The organism is Sphingobium sp. Z007 (assembly GCF_900013425.1).
Lineage (GTDB): Bacteria > Pseudomonadota > Alphaproteobacteria > Sphingomonadales > Sphingomonadaceae > Sphingobium.
The window spans coordinates 2,116,366-2,131,695 of record NZ_FBXK01000005.1; the positions used below are offsets into that span (position 1 = coordinate 2,116,366).

At 64.8% G+C, this 15,330-nt stretch carries 13 protein-coding genes; 2 read left to right on the forward strand and 11 right to left on the reverse strand.

The window, feature by feature from the left end:
• Nucleotides 1-7: 7 nt before the first annotated feature.
• Complete coding sequence (locus CEQ44_RS18250; protein ID WP_306341396.1) at nt 8-2,302, reverse strand: bifunctional diguanylate cyclase/phosphodiesterase; 2,295 nt, start codon at nt 2,300-2,302, stop codon at nt 8-10.
• 131 nt (nt 2,303-2,433) lie between these two features.
• Nucleotides 2,434-4,155, reverse strand: coding sequence for a fatty acyl-AMP ligase (locus CEQ44_RS18255; RefSeq protein ID WP_088183353.1), 1,722 nt, complete (start codon nt 4,153-4,155; stop codon nt 2,434-2,436).
• Between the two features lie 186 nt (nt 4,156-4,341).
• Between CEQ44_RS18255 and CEQ44_RS18260 the strand changes: the two genes are divergently transcribed.
• A complete protein-coding gene (locus CEQ44_RS18260; protein WP_088183354.1) occupies nt 4,342-4,869 on the forward strand; it encodes a regulatory protein RecX in 528 nt (175 codons plus the stop codon).
• A gap of 25 nt (nt 4,870-4,894) precedes the next feature.
• Here CEQ44_RS18260 and CEQ44_RS18265 read toward each other — a convergent pair whose 3' ends face one another.
• The 8 genes from CEQ44_RS18265 to CEQ44_RS18300 form a co-directional block, all read right to left on the reverse strand.
• Nucleotides 4,895-5,578, reverse strand: a complete 684-nt coding sequence (locus CEQ44_RS18265) for a Fe2+-dependent dioxygenase (protein ID WP_088183247.1) — start codon at nt 5,576-5,578, stop codon at nt 4,895-4,897.
• A 15-nt stretch (nt 5,579-5,593) separates the two neighbouring features.
• Nucleotides 5,594-6,364 carry an energy transducer TonB gene (locus CEQ44_RS18270; RefSeq protein WP_088183248.1) on the reverse strand — a complete coding sequence of 257 codons (771 nt, stop codon included), beginning with the start codon at nt 6,362-6,364 and terminating at the stop codon, nt 5,594-5,596.
• Between the two features lie 131 nt (nt 6,365-6,495).
• Entirely contained in the window at nt 6,496-8,886 is a 2,391-nt protein-coding gene (locus CEQ44_RS18275) for a TonB-dependent receptor (protein WP_373438209.1), read from the reverse strand.
• 78 nt (nt 8,887-8,964) lie between these two features.
• Nucleotides 8,965-9,249 carry a ribbon-helix-helix domain-containing protein gene (locus tag CEQ44_RS18280; protein WP_088183250.1) on the reverse strand — a complete coding sequence of 95 codons (285 nt, stop codon included), beginning with the start codon at nt 9,247-9,249 and terminating at the stop codon, nt 8,965-8,967.
• The gene (gene phbB, locus CEQ44_RS18285) at nt 9,249-9,971 is read right to left on the reverse strand and encodes an acetoacetyl-CoA reductase (protein WP_088183251.1); all 723 of its coding nucleotides are present in this window, start codon (nt 9,969-9,971) and stop codon (nt 9,249-9,251) included. The genes CEQ44_RS18280 and phbB overlap by 1 nt, the downstream gene beginning before the upstream one ends.
• 26 nt (nt 9,972-9,997) lie before the next feature.
• Nucleotides 9,998-11,014: a ferrochelatase gene (gene hemH / locus CEQ44_RS18290; RefSeq protein WP_088183252.1), complete on the reverse strand. Its 1,017-nt coding sequence runs from the start codon at nt 11,012-11,014 to the stop codon at nt 9,998-10,000.
• Nucleotides 11,011-13,278: a xanthine dehydrogenase family protein molybdopterin-binding subunit gene (locus tag CEQ44_RS18295; RefSeq protein ID WP_088183253.1), complete on the reverse strand. Its 2,268-nt coding sequence runs from the start codon at nt 13,276-13,278 to the stop codon at nt 11,011-11,013. Before CEQ44_RS18295 ends, hemH begins: the two co-directional genes overlap by 4 nt.
• Before the next feature lie 39 nt (nt 13,279-13,317).
• The gene (locus CEQ44_RS18300; RefSeq protein ID WP_088183254.1) at nt 13,318-13,752 is read right to left on the reverse strand and encodes a CoA-binding protein; all 435 of its coding nucleotides are present in this window, start codon (nt 13,750-13,752) and stop codon (nt 13,318-13,320) included.
• An 87-nt stretch (nt 13,753-13,839) separates the two neighbouring features.
• Between CEQ44_RS18300 and CEQ44_RS18305 the strand changes: the two genes are divergently transcribed.
• The gene (locus CEQ44_RS18305; protein ID WP_088183255.1) at nt 13,840-14,298 is read left to right on the forward strand and encodes a GNAT family N-acetyltransferase; all 459 of its coding nucleotides are present in this window, start codon (nt 13,840-13,842) and stop codon (nt 14,296-14,298) included.
• Here CEQ44_RS18305 and CEQ44_RS18310 read toward each other — a convergent pair whose 3' ends face one another.
• Entirely contained in the window at nt 14,299-15,291 is a 993-nt protein-coding gene (locus CEQ44_RS18310) for an Mrp/NBP35 family ATP-binding protein (RefSeq protein ID WP_088183256.1), read from the reverse strand.
• Nucleotides 15,292-15,330: the final 39 nt, after the last annotated feature.

Here is a 15,330-nt window from a genome sequence, read left to right on the forward strand (position 1 = left end):
CGCACGCTCAGCCTATGGCGACCTGCTGGGGTCTGGGAAATAGGCGGGCGGCGTCCTGGGGCAGCATCGGTCGGCCAAAATAATAGCCCTGCACCTTTTTGCAGCCCAGCCTTCGGACCATCTCCAATTCGGCTTCGGTTTCCACGCCTTCGGCCGTGGTGCTCATGCCCAGGCTGTCGGCCAGCGTCACCACCGCCCGGATGATGGCCAGGCTTTCAGCGGTATTCTGCGACGCCCCGACCACGAAGCTGCGGTCGATCTTGATCGTGTTGAACCGCGTCCGGCTGAGATAGCCGAGCGAGCTGTAGCCGGTGCCGAAATCATCGAGCGATAATTGGATGCCCAGGCTCAACAACTGGTCCAGCACCTTCAAGGCGCCCGCATCCTCGTTCATGAACACGCTCTCGGTGACTTCCAACTCCAGCCGTCGCGCGTCCAGCCCGCTCTGGGCCAGCGCAGACACAAGCGCGGCGACGAAGCTGGGATGGGTCAGTTGTTCGGCCGACACATTGACCGCGATTCGGATATGCTCCGGCCAGGTCATCGCCTCCATGCAGGCAGTGCGCAGCACCCACTCGCCGATCGGCGCGATCAGCCGCGCTTCCTCCGCCACCGGCACGAACTTCACCGGGGATATCGCGCCCAGTTGCGGATGCGTCCAACGCACCAGCGCCTCGAACCCCAGCACCACGCCCTGTTCGGCGTCGACGACCGGCTGATACAGGACATGCAGCTGGTCCTTTTCCAACGCCTCGCGCAGCGCCAGTTCCAACTGCCGCCGTTCTTCCGCCTGGGCGTGCAACTGCGGCTCATAGGCGCAATGGACGCCGCCGCCTTCATCCTTGGCGCGATAGAGGGCTAGGTCCGCGCTGCGGATCAACGCTTCTGAATCGCGGCCGTCCATTGGCGACAATGCCGATCCCACCGATGCGCCGACATAGAGCATATGCTGGTCGACCTGATAGGGCGCCGACAGCGCCCCGATGATCGCCGACGACAGGCGGGGGATGGCCGCGCTGTCGGCGATATGCGGCAGGATCACGGCGAATTCGTCGCCCCCGATCCGGCCGCAGAATATGTCCGCAGTGCAGACCTGCCGCAACCGCCGCGCCACCTGGCTCAGCAGCTTGTCGCCGGTCTGGTGGCCCAGCGTGTCGTTGATCGCCTTAAACCGGTCGAGGTCGATCATCAGGAAGCCGCAGCCCGGTGATCGGCCCCTCGCCGCCTCCATCGCCTGGTCCAGCACTTCGCGCAGATGGCTGCGGTTGGGCAGGCCGGTGAGCGGGTCGAAGCGGGCAAGTTGCGCGATCTTGTCGGCTGATTCGCGCTGCGCGGTCACGTCCGACCCGACACCGCGGAACCCCTGAAAAATGCCATTCTCATCATGACGGGGTGAAGCCGATAGCTCCCACCAGCGACATTGGCCCTTCACCTCGACCGGCAGGACCAGATTGCTGAAACTTTCGCGCCGCTTGAGATGGTCGGCCAGGCTGTGCAGGCCGGCGGCGAACCGGCCGTCGTCCCAGCCACTGCCCGCCAAGATCTGCACCAGCGGCGCGCCTTCCAGCTGGCCCGGCTGCATCCCCAGTGTCTCTGCAAAGCGATTGGACACACCGCTGATCCGACGCAGCGCGTCGGTTTGCCACAGCCAGTCGGACCCGCCTTCCTCAAACTCGCGCAGCAGCAGGCTGACGACCTCGCTTTTTTCGGCCAGTTGCGCGGTGGTGCTGTGCTGGCGAGCGAAGGTGCGGGCATAGATGAAACAGCCGGCCAGCAGGGACAGCGCATAGCTGGTCGCCAGCGCCCGCAGCGGCAGCTGGCTGCCTTGGTCGAACATGGCGAACAGGCCCAGGATGCAGGGCAGCAGATAGGCGGTGGCGGACAGGGGCGTCGCTGCATAGCTGATCGCGCCGCAGACCATGATGCAGCTGATGAGCGTCCAGAGCGCCACCAGTTCCTCGGTCTGGCCGGACCGGGACACCAACACCATGCAGGCGGCCCAGACCAGCCCCTGCAACAACCCGCCCAGCGCATGGCGCCGCAGGTCGGACGGCGACAGGCCGATATTGTTGGCGCGGCATCGCTGCCGGTCCAGCAGCAGGGCGATCGCGGTCGCGGCGATCAGCGCCAGGCTCCATCCACCCAGCAGGAGCGGCGGACAGCAATGGGAGAAGACCTGCCACAGGAACAGCATACCGCAGATATTCATGCCGTGGCGCAGGATGGCGACGCTGTCCGCGGATTGCAGCTGGGCTTCCAGCACACGGATTCCGCCATCCTTGGAGACGGACGAAAGACCCATGATCGCGCGCAGCGAGGCACGCCCCTGATGGTCCGGTTCCGCGCTATGTTCCTGCTTGCTGCCCACCATAGCGGGTTAGCATTCATGCGTTAGCAATCGGTAACCCTGACGCGAACGAAGCCATATCCGGTTCAGGCGGCGATATCGTAGGGTCTGATTTCCCCGGTCAGGTAGAGATTGCGGGCCTTCGACCGGCTCAACTTGCCCGAGCTGGTGCGTGGCAACGTGCGCGGCGGCACCAGTTCCACGACGCAGTTCATGCCGGTGATGGCGCGGACCCGTTCGCGGATCTGGTCACGCAGGCGCGAGCGCTCTTCATTGTCGGACGTGCGGCAATGAACCAGCACGGCGGGCGCTTCCTCCCCGCCCGGCGTTGTGATGGCGAAGGCGGCGATGTCGCCCTGCTTGAAGCCGGGGAGCTGCTCCACGGCCCATTCGATATCCTGCGGCCAGTGATTCTTGCCGTTGATGATGATCATGTCCTTGGCCCGGCCGACGATGTAGAGATAGCCGTCGCTCAGATAGCCCATGTCGCCGGTGTCCAGCCAGCCATCGACCATGCAGGCGGCGGTGGCGGCTTCGTCACGAAAATAACCGACCATCAGCGAAGGGCCGGTGGTCCATACTTTGCCGATCTGACGCTCGTTCATCAGGCCGCCATCCTCGTCGCGGATTTCCACGACCATGTCCTTGGCCGGCTTGCCGCAATTGACGATCGATCGGAAACGCTGGGGCCGCCCCTCGGTCGCGTGGCCACCCGACAGGTCGGTTTCCTCGACCAGTTCGACAATGATCCCCTCGCCCGGCGGCATGATGGTGACGGCCAGCGTCGCTTCGGCCAGGCCATAGCTGGGCAGGAACGCCTTGGGGCTGAACCCTGCGTCAGCGAAGGCGTCCACGAAGCTCTGCATTACGTCAGGGCGGATCATGTCCGCGCCATTGCCGGCCAGACGCCAGCGGGACAGGTCGAAGCGATCTTCCGCCTTGGTCTGGCTGGAGATGCGACGGGCGCAAATGTCGTAGCCGAAGGTCGGCGAATAGCTGATCGAGGTGCCCTCGTTCCGGCTGATAAGGTCGAGCCAGGCGAGCGGACGGCGGGCGAAATCCTCGGTCTTCATATAATCGGTCGACACCTGGTTGGCGACGACCGACAGGAAGCAGCCGACCAGCCCCATGTCATGATACCAGGGCAGCCAGCTGATGCAGCGATCGCTATTCTGCACCTGCATCCCGTGGCTGTGCGCCGACAGGTTGGACAGCAGCGCATGATGCGTCACCGCGACGCCATGGGGGAAGCGGGTTGAGCCGCTGCTATATTGCAGATAGGCGATCTCGTCAGTGCGCGCCTGCGGCAGGTCGACCGGGGTCGCTTCGCGGGCGATGAAATCTTCGAACGCGATGCTCTCGACCGCTTTCTGGCGGCCGGATTCGCCCGCCATCTCTTCCAATTCCTTGGGGAAAAGGAACAGCATCGGGTCGCAGCTGGACAGCTGGACGTTGAGCTGATCGATATAGCTGTCCTTGCCGCCGAAGCTGGTGGGCAGCGGCAGCGGCACCGGCCAGGCGCCGGCATAAACGATACCGAAGAAGAGCATGGCGAAATCGGCGCCGGTTTCGGCGACCAGGGCGACACGATCAGTGGGCTTGACGCCATGGGCGATCAGGCGATGAGCGCAGGCGATGGCATCCGCGCGCAATTCGCTGAATGGATAGGGCCGCGCCAGATTACCACGCGCATCGTGAAAGTTGAGGCCGCGTTTGCCCTGCGCCGCATAGTCGAGCGCTTCGCCCAGCGTCCCGAAATCGGAGAAGCGGCGCGGCAGATCGTCGGTGGTCGGCGTCGGTGCCATCATCTCTTGCGAACCCGTCATATTGGTTGACCCAATGTCTTGAAAATCTTGAAACCGGGGCCGCTAGCAGCTTTGACCGCCATTTGCACCGGATATTGCATTCCAACATGCCTTCATAGCCGACAAGGCGCGGTGAAATTCCGGCCCGACTGTGGCATAAAGATGGCGCATGTCGCATGTTGCATCCTGATGACCGGCAAACGCCTCCCCCCACCGCTCGATGAAAGCGCGCTGCGCGACATGGCGCTGCGCCATGTCGCCCGCTTCGCCACCAGCCGGGGGAAGCTGCTCAGCTATCTCAAGCGCAAGATCAAGGAGCGCGGATGGGGCGGCGATGCGCCTGCGGACCCGGATGGTCTGGCGGATCGATTCGTGGACCTGGGCTATATCGACGACGCGGGCTATGCGGTGATGAAGAGCGGGGCGCTGGCCCGGCGCGGCTATGGCGCGCGGCGGATCGACCAGGATTTGCGCGCGGCGGGGATCGGCGAGGAGGCCCGGGAAAAGGCGGACGTGCAGATTGCGTCCGAAGCCTGGGCGGCGGCGGACCGCTTTGCCCGGCGCAAGCGGGTCGGCCCCTATGCGACCGCGCCGCTGGACCCCAAGCAGCGGGAGAAAGCGATCGCGGCGTTCCTGCGCGCGGGCCATGCTTATGCGGTGGCGCAGCGCTGGGTCGATGCGCCGCCGGGGGAGCCGATGATGGCGGAAGAGGAATAGGCACCGGCAGCCCCTACCCCGCCCTTCAGGCGTCGGCCCAGCGCCGCAGCAAATTGTGATAGACGCCGGTCAGGCGGATGACCTGCACATTGTCGTGGCCCAGCGTTTGCGCAAGCTGCTGAATGCTGCTGTCCAGGTCGAACAAGGTCTGGCGCGCTGCATCGTCCCGCACCATCGACTGAACCCAGAAGAAGCTGGCCACGCGTCGCCCGCGCGTCACTGGCTCGACCCGGTGCAGCGAGGAGGAGGGATACAGCACCGCATGGCCGGCGGGCAGCTTGACCTGCTGCACCCCGAATTGCGTCTCGATCGTCAGTTCGCCGCCGTCATAAGCGTCGGGGTCTTCCAGAAAGACGGTGATCGACAGGTCGGACCGGACGCGGAAGGTCGTACCCTTGCGGATGCGGATCGCATTGTCGACATGGGTGCCAAACGCCTGCCCGCCGGCATAGCTGTTGAACAGGGGCGGAAAGATGCGCTGCGGCAAAGCGGCGGCGATGAACAGCGGGTTCTGACCAACCGCGTCGAACACGATCCGCTGCGCTTCCTGCGCCGCGGCGCAATCTTCGGGCAATTGCAAGTTATGCTTGGCCAGCGCGGACTGATGACCGGACGTGATGTTGCCATCCACCCAGTCCGCGGCATCGATGATCGCGCGAATGGCGGCGACGCCATCGGCGTCGATCAGGTCGGGTATGGCAATCAGCATGGAAAAGCGTGTCCGTCAGGCGGCATCGGTGCGCAGAACAAACGGGATTTCCACCACGCCCCGAACCCGCACCGGCTGTCCGCCCCGAATGGTCGGCTTCCAGCGCCAGCCCTTGACCGCGTCCCTGGCGGCATTGTCGAGCCGGGAAAAGCCGCTGCTCTGGCTGACGGCGATGCTCTCCACCGCGCCATCGACGGCGAGCGTGATGGCCAGCACCACCGTCCCCTGCTCACGCTTGCGGCGGCTGTCGATCGGATAACGGGGCGGCTTTCCCGCCACCATCTGGGTGCCCAGGTCACCGCCCTGCACCATGGCGGGCGGCGCGGGCGGCGCGGGGGAAGGCGCGGGCGCTGACGGCGCGACGATGGTCACCGGCGCGGGCGCAGGGGCCGGAACGGGTTCGGGCGATGTCTGGACGGTCTGCACCGGCACCGGCGTCTGCACGATCGGTGGCGGCGCGACCACCTGCGGCGCGGACGGCGGGGGCGGCGGCGTTTCTGCTGCGGGTGGCTGTGGAGGTGGCGGCGACAGGTTCACGACCGTCAGCTTGGCCACCTCCGTCCGCTGCACATGGTTGCGCACCTGGATCAGCGCGCCGATCAGCAGCGCATGGACGGCCAGAATGGCGACGATAGCGGGCATATTGGGCCGGGACCGGGCACCATAGCGATCGGCGGGCACCATGGCGAAGGGCGAGAGCGACGAAGCCACGACCGGCGCGGACGCAACAACCGGCTCCGGCGCGCCGTCATAATCGTCAATCGGCTGGCTTGCCGCCTGCAACATGCCGGTGCCTCCCTTTGCGTGCGCCTGTCAGTTCCGATAGCGCGAAGCCTAATGCGAATCAATTGCGATGTTTGGCGTCGGGATGACCTCGGCCGCCCCCCGGCCCGGATAGGCCAAGGGACGGCGTTGAATCACAGCTTATAGTTGAGGCTCAGCACCCAGGAGCGGCCCTCACCGGGGTTGGCCCAGCCATTGTTGCGGATGCTGGTGTAATATTTCTTGTTGGTGAAGTTCTGCACATTGAGCTGCGCCGTCAGACTTTCCGTGAAGGCGTAGGACAGCATCGCTCGATGGATCAGATAGGAGTCCGAACGATAGGTTGGGACGATCGCCGTGCTGCCCGCCACCAGCGGGGTCACCAGCGCCCGGTTGGTCAGCAGGAAGCTGCCCTGATAGGTCAGGCCATAACCCACCTGGAGGCCGAAGGGCAGCGTGTAGGTGGTCCAAAGGCTGCCCGAATGTTTGGGCGTATTGGTCAATTGCTGACCGGCCTGCGGGTCCAGGACGGCGGCGTTGTTACCGCAGGGGTTGGTCGTCACGCCATTGACGGTGCGCGGACCGGGGTTGGCGATACAGGCGTCGGACACGCTCTGGATCACCTTGCTGTCCAGATAGGTGTAGTTGGCGAAGATCGACCAGGCGTCGGTGATGTTGCCGGTCGCGCCAAGCGTAACGCCATCGACCCGGTTTTTGCCGTCATTGACCGGCAGCGTGCCGATCAGCGGATCGTTGCTGGTGACGCGATAGTTGGTGCGTTCGTTGCGGAACAGCGCGGCGCTGAGTTGCAGCTTCGCGTCGAACAGGTCGATCTTACCACCGATTTCGTAATTGACCGCCTGTTCCGGCTTTGCTTCGCAGGGATCGACACCGAAATTACCCGCCGCCGCCAGGCCACATCCCGACCGGACGGTGGTCGCCGTGGGATTCCTGCTGTTGCCATAGGCCAGATAGAGGCTGGCGTTGGGCACCGGTTTATAGACCAGGCCGATACGGTAGGAAAAGAGATCGTCGACCGCGACCTGGTTGGCGCCGGTCAGGTAACGGCTCGTCTGGCCGGCCGGGATCGGCAGCGCGGACGGCGTGATCGTATCGGCGCGGAATACCGCCTTGTTGTGTTCGTACCGCACGCCGCCATTCAGTTCGAGTTGCTCGGCCAACTTGACCGCGGCGAAGGCATAGGCGGCCACGTTGTTCAGCACGCTATCCTGATAGGCGGTCTGCGTCTGGTTGATCGGACCGGTATAGATGGCGTTGGGGTTGGAGATGCTGATCGGGTCCAGCGCCGGGTTGGGCGTCGCGCCGCCTGCATTGCGCAACAGATTGCCGCTGCTCAACGTATAATCTTCATGCAGCGCCGACGCGCCGAGCACCAGCTTGTGGCCGCCGAGGATGGAGAAGGTCAGATCGAGCTGGTTGTAAAGCGACTGGTTTTCCGAGAAGCGATAGGTGCCGCGCGGGCCGCCGGGATAATAGGTGTTGCGCGACTGACCGGCCGCGCAGGCCACGCCCGTCTGGGTCGTGCCATCAGCCAGGCAGTAGGTGCCGCCTTGCGGCGGATTGACCACCAGATTTTGTTCGACCCGCTGCCAGCGCGCCAGGTCGCGGATAGTCAGCAGATCGCTGACCTGATGTTCGAAGATCATCGTCGCCTGATCGACCGTCTGGTCCTGACGATCGACATTCTTGTAGCCATAATAGCCGCTATAGGGGACGCCGGGCAGCGGGCCGTCATAGACCGCGTTCTTGTAATAGGGCACGCCATAAAGGGGCGTATTTTCGTCTTCCTGATGCGAGAAGAGCAGCGTCATCGTAGTCGGGCCGTCGCCGCCGAACTTGATCGACGGCGCCACGCCCCAGCGCTTGTAATGATCGACATCGCGCGCCGGCACCTCATTTTCATGATACATGGCGTTCAGGCGCACGGCGACGAATTCCGACAGCTTCACATTGCTGTCAACCGTCGCGCGATAATAGTCGTCGGTGCCGATGCCCGCGGTCAGCAGCGTTTCGTCATAGCCCTTGGGCCGCTTGGTTACGAGGTTAATGGTGCCGCCGATCGATCCCGATCCGCTAAATACGGAGTTGGCGCCGTTGATGACTTCGATCTGTTCCAGGTTGAACGGGTCGGTGCGGCTATATTGGGCGCTGTCGCGCACGCCATCGATGGTGATGTCGGTATTGGCGCTCTGGCCGCGCAAGTTGATGCTGTCGCCATAGCCGCCGCCGCCTTCGCCCGCGCCGAAGGTGATGCCGGGCACGGTCGCCAGCACGTCGCGCAAGGTCAACAGATTCTGTTTGGAAATGGTCTGGTTGCCGATCACCGTAATGGTCTGCGGCGTGTCGAGCAGGGGGCGCACATATTTGGGCGACTCCGCCTTTTCCACCTTAACCGCCGGTTCGTCGATCGCCGTGTCGGTAACCGTCATGCCGCCCAAGCGCGTGCCCTGTTCAGCGTCCTGCGCGCTTGCGCTGCTCGCAAAGGCCATCGCGCCAACGCAACCCAGTGCCAGAAAGGACGTCATGTTCGCAGATTTCGACATATTTGCAGATCCCCTTCGTTGTTGGAGGCCTGCTATTGAGAGTCTTTCTCAGAGTCAACGCTATTGCGAATAATTCTTATCAGTGTCGCAGGCGGGCTGCGCGAACAGCCAGCAGCGGATAGCGCTAGCCAGATTGGGCGGATGCGCCACAGCCAGCCGTGCTGCGTCGATGCGGGCGACCAGGGCGTTGATGGGGAGGTTTTGCCGGATAGCATGGGCGCGCAACGCGTCCCAGAAGATCGGTTCCAGGCTGATCGCCGTCTGGTGCCCAGCGATCGTCACGCTCCGCTTGACCGGCGGCGCGAAGGGCGACCCCGAAGGCTGGTCGGGGCCGCCCATCGTCATCAATACATGTGCTGGCCGCCATTGATCGACAAGGTGCTACCGGTCACGAAGCCCCCTTCCTCGCTGCAGAAGAAGGCGACGCCGCGGGCGATTTCACTGGCCTGGCCCAAACGGCCGACCGGGATTTTGGCGACGATCTTCTCCAGCACCGGCGCGGGCACGGCGGCGACCATGTCGGTGTCGATATAGCCTGGCGCGATCGCGTTGACGGTGATGCCCGACTTTGCGCCTTCCTGCGCCAATGCCTTGGTGAAGCCGTGGATGCCGGATTTAGCGGCGGCATAGTTGACCTGGCCATATTGGCCGGCCTGACCGTTGATCGAACCGATATTGACGATCCGGCCCCAGCCGCGTTCCCGCATCCCGCCAAAAGTCGCCTTCGACATATTGAAGCAACCGCCAAGGTTGATGCGCATCACTTCGTTCCAGTCATCGAAGCTCATCTTGGCGAGCACGCCGTCGCGGGTGATGCCGGCGTTGTTGACGACGATGTCGATCGGTCCCAACGCTTCCATGACCGCGGCGCAACCATCGAGGCAGGCCTGATGATCGCCGACATCCCATTTGAAGGTGTCGATGCCGGTCTTGTCGGTGAAGGCCTTCGCCTTTTCCTCATTGCCGGCATAGTTGGCGGCCACAGTATAGCCCATTTCCTGCAATGCCAGGCTGATCGCCTCGCCGATGCCGCGTGTTCCGCCGGTCACGATCGCCACTCTCGACATGTGCCTATCCTCTTCCTCAAACCGGGTCAGTCGATCCAACCCGAAAGTTCACGGCTCATAAGCCTGTGGTAGAGAGTGATAGCTTCCGCCGACGCGTTTAGACAGGGTAAAAGGGCAAATTTTTCGCCACCTTGGGCCAAAAAAACCTCTTTCGCGCGCAGGGCGATTTCCTCTAAGGTCTCAAGGCAGTCCGCAGAGAAGCCAGGTGTGACGACAGCAATGTTTCGGACACCTTCCTTAACCAATTTGGCGAGCGTAGCCTCGGTTTCCGGTTCGAGCCATTTGGCGCGCCCGAACCGCGACTGGAAGCTCATATGGACCGGCAGCGGCGGGTTTTTCAGAGACAGGGCTTCGCGCAGCAGGCGGACGGTCTTGACCGACTGGCAATGATAGGGATCGCCCAGATGCAGGGTGCGTTCGGGCATGCCGTGGAAGCTGGCGAGCAAGGCGTCGGGCACGAAGTCGAGTGCGGCGACATGCCGGTCGATCGACGCCATAAGCGCGGCGATATAGGCCGGATCGTCATGATAGGGCGGCAGGGTGCGAATGGCAGGCTGCCAGCGCATCGCGGCGAGCGCGGCGAAGGCGGCATCATTGGCGGTTGCGGTCGTCGCGGCGCTATATTGGGGATAGAGCGGCGCGAGCAGGATACGCTCGCAGCCCCGCGCCTTCATCGCGGCCAGCTTTTCCGCAATGGCGGGATTGCCGTAGCGCATCGCCCAGTCGACGACCACGCCTTCCCCCATCGCCTGTTGCAAGGCATGGGCCGCCGCGCGGGTATAGACGGCAAGCGGCGACCCTTCCGGCGTCCACACCTGTTGATAGGCATGGGCCGATTTCTTCGGGCGAGTAGTGAGGATGACGCCGCGCAGGATGGGTTGCCAGAGGAGTTGCGGAATCTCCACCACGCGCCGGTCGGACAGAAATTCCGCCAGATAGCGGCGCACCGACTTCGGGTCGGGCGCGTCTGGCGTGCCGAGATTGATGAGGAGAACGCCGACTTTCGGCGTCGGGATGGCGGGATGATTGGGGGGGATGGTCATGCGGCTCCCACTAGCGGCAGGCTGCGCATGCGCTGACCTGTCCATGTGTACAGGGCGTTGGCGATGGCAGGGGCGACGAGCGGAGCGGCCAGATCGCTGACGCCGGCGGGATCGCAAGTGCTACGCATCAGTTCCACCGTGACTTCGCCGATGTCGGCCAGGCGCGGCAGGTTCATGCGGCCAAGTATGGCGCGTGTTGGCAGGCCTCGTTCATAGGGCACGGATGCACCCATGGCGTAGGCGAGGCCATAGACCAGCCCGCTTTCGATCTGCTGGCGCGCGATGTCGGGATTCACCTGATCGCCTGCATCGACCGCGGCGACGATGCGGCTGACGCTCAGATTGTCGCCGTTCATCGCCGCTTCCACCATGATCGCGGCATAGGCCCCGTCCATCATATGGGCGGATATCCCCTGCCCGCTGCCCGCGATGCCGCCTTGCCAGCCGCCCATCGACGCCGCGGTGGAGAGGCAGTGGGCCAAGCGCGGATTGCCGCCCAGCATCTGGATGCGGAAGGACATGGCCTCCATCCCCGACAGATGCGCCAGTTCATCGATGAAACTCTCGGTGAAGAAAGCCCCGTATAGATGCGCATTGCCGCGCATGAAGCCGAGCGGCAGGCCCACATCGGTCGGGAAATGATCGACCGCCCAGTGGGGAATGGCGTAGGGCGGCACCATGCCGGCGACGGCCAGCCGGGTCGCCTTGTCCGCCGCGTCCGCCGCCGCGACGTGCGGCAATGCGCCGTTGGCGATCCGCGCCCATGTCTGCGTCAGCGCGCAGGGTGCGGCGACCTTCGCCAGCCAGCCCTCGATCGCGCCGTTGCGGCCGAGCTTCGCCGCCATGCGGGCGTGGGCGGGGGCGCTGGGTCGGTCCTGCACCACATCCTCCAGCCGCGACCAGAGGAGTTGCACCGGCCGCCCCATGTCGCGCGCCAGCAGCGCCGCCTGTACGCCCGCATCCCAATCCATATTACGGCCGAACGACCCGCCGGCGTGGAGCGGATAGAGCGTCACCGCCCTATCCGGCAGGCCAAGCGCATCGGCAATCGCCGCGCGGGCCAGGCCGGGCGCCTGCGTCGCCATCCAGACTTCCGCGCCGTCATCAGAGACGCGGGCGGTGGCGCACTGAGGTTCGAGCGCCAGATGCAGCCCGGCATCGACCCGATATTCGCTGGCGAGGATGGTCGCCCCCTCGAACACCGGGCCAAGGTCGCCCTGGGCATAGAGGCGACGTCCAGCCGACCCGGAGAAGGCCGCCTCCAGCGCGTCGTCTATCCCACCGCTGCTGACTGGCACGCCGCGCAGCGTGAATATCGGGTCGGCCAGGTCGAGCGCCTTGTTCGCAGCCCACCAGTTGCTGGCGATCGCGGCGACCCAGCGTTCCTGCCGCACCAGCTTGAGGAAGCCGATGACGCTGCCAGCGGCGCGTTCGTCCAGCCCGGCCAGCACGGCGTCGCCGATCGGCCCCTGCCGGATCGAGGCATAGACCATGTCGGGCAGGCGGATGTCGGCGGTGAAATTATGGCTGCCATCGATCTTGGACGGGGTGTCAAGCCGCGGCAGATCCTGCCCAGACAGGCGGCCATCCTGCCCCTGGCGATAGGGCAGGATATCGGGCAGATCGAATCGAGCGGCGTCCGCGACCACATCGCCGATCTTCATCCGATGGGCGCCGCCGTCGGAGATGATGCCCTCCTGTATATCGCAGCTTTCCCAGGGAATGGCCCAGCGCGCCGCCGCCGCCTTGCACAGCAGCACGCGGGCGGCCGCGCCGGCGTCGCGATAGGCGTTGCGGAACATCGGGACGGACGTGCCGCCGCCGGTCAGCATCAGCGCGCTGCGTGTCGCATATTGGCCGATCGTCCAATCACCGGCATCGCCCAGCAGCCGCGTCCAGTCGCTCGCCAGCCATTCGCGCGCCAGCAGCGTGTTGGCGTAGAGCGGGCTGATCGGCGCGCTCTGCACCGCGACCGTGCGCCAGTCCGCGCCTAGTTCGTCGGCTAATATCTGCGGCAGGACGGTGGTGACGCCCTGCCCCATTTCAGTCTGCGGCACGACGACGATGATCTGGCCGGATGCATCGATTTTCAGGAAGGCGTTGACGATGGTTTCGCCGGGACCGGCATTGAGATTGGGCTGGTAACTGCGCGGCCATACGCCCCAGGCGAGCAGCAGCCCCGCCGCTGCGCCGCCGCCGATCAGCAGCGTGCGGCGGTCGATGCCCTGATGTTTGCCGGATTGCTTCCGCGGGGTGCGCGCCATGCCTTGCCTGATAGAGACGCGAGACCGCGCTGCCTAGCGTTATTCGGCGACGATCGGCGCAAGGCCAAGCCGCGGGATGTCGATCGCGGGACAACGGTCCATCACCACTTTCAACCCTGCCGCTTCGGCGCGGGCGGCCGCGGCTTCGTTGACTACGCCCAGTTGCATCCACACCGCCTTCGCGCCGGCGGCGATGGCGTCGTCCACCGCCTCCCCAGCCGCCTCGCTGCGGCGGAAGATATCGACCATGTCGATCGGCACCCCGATGTCGGACAGGCGACCCCAGACAAATTCGCCATGGACATGCTCACCGGCGATCTGCGGATTGACCGGCAGGACGCGGTAGCCATGGCCCTGTAGAAATTGCATCACGCCATAGCTGGGGCGGTCCGGGCGATCGGAAATGCCGACCAGCGCGATCGTGCGGGTTTCCGAAAGCAGTGTGGCGATGTCCTGCGGGGCGGTGAGCGGCATGGCGTATTTCCTTTGCGACCGAGATGGGGAGGACGCAGGCGAAGGCAAGACGTTCCTTTCGTCGCACATTCACTATAATGACAGGCCATGTTCGATATTCGCCCCGACGACCTGACCGACCCGCAAACCCGCGCGCTGCTTGCGCTCCACCTGGCCGGGATGCAGGCCGACAGCCCACCCGACGCCGCATTCGCGCTGGACCTGTCGGCATTGCAGACACCTGATATCAGCGTCTGGACCTTATGGGACGGTGCCGCCGTCGCCGGGGTCGGCGCGCTGCGGTCCCTGTCGGCCGATCAGGGTGAGATCAAGTCGATGCGGACCCATCCCGACTATCTGCGCAAGGGCGTGTCCAAAGCGCTGCTGCGGCACATCGTCTCAGCGGCGCGCGAGCGCGGCATGACGCGGCTGAGCCTGGAAACCGGCCGGGGCGCGGCGTTCGAACCGGCGCTTTCGCTCTATCGCGCCCATGGCTTCATCGACGGCGGCGCGTTCGGCGACTATGAACCCAATGGCTTCAGCCAATATCTGCATTTGACGCTGTAATCAGGCCGATGTCTTGAGCCAGTCGGCGACCTTGCGGGCGATAGCATGGAAGGCGTCGGCATGGACGCCCTCGCCCGCCGCTGGCGGATCGCCCGCGTCGGAGCGCTGGCGGATGTCGATCGCCAGGGGTATGCGGCCGAGGAACGGCATCGACAGGTCCTCTGCTTTGCTCTCCGCGCCGCCATGACCGAAAGGATCGGACAATTCGCCGCAATGGGGGCAGGCATAGCCGGCCATATTCTCGACCAGGCCGACCATCGGGACGCCGGCCTGATGGAACAGGCTGACAGCGCGGGTGGCATCGATCAGCGCCAGATCCTGCGGCGTGGACACGATCACCGCGCCGACGGGCTTGTGCTTCTGCACCATGGTCAATTGGATGTCGCCGGTGCCGGGCGGCATGTCGACCACCAGCAGTTCGGTGTCGCCCCATTCCGCGTCAATCAGCTGGGTCAGGGCATTGCCGACCATCGGCCCGCGCCAGGCCAGCGCCTTACCCGGCTCCACCAGATGCGCCATCGACAGCATCGGAATGCCCAGCGTGCCGGTGACGGGAATCAATTTCTTGTCGCGGGCCTGCGGCTTTTGATCCTCGCTCCCCATCAGCCGCGCCTGCGACGGGCCATAGATGTCGGCATCAACCAGCCCGACCTTCAACCCCAGCCGGTGCAGCGCGACGGCGAGATTGGCCGACAGTGTCGATTTGCCCACCCCGCCCTTGCCGGACGCTACGGCCAGGATGCGCAGCGGCGGCTTAGCCGTCGGCGTTTCCACCGGCGTTCGCTCCGCGGTCATGGCGATGCGCACATCAGTCACGCCGAGCACGGTCAGCGCGCCTTCACGGATCGCGGCGGCCAGCCCGTCCCGTTTGTCCAGAGGTAGGCCACCCACATTGAGGGCGATGGTCATCACCCCTTCCTTGACCCGCGGCGCGCTAGCGCGACCATCGGTAAGGGCGGTCAGACGGGCGGTGAAATCGGCAAGATCGGTCATAACCAAGCCCTGTAGGAAATAATCGCGGCCATTGGCACT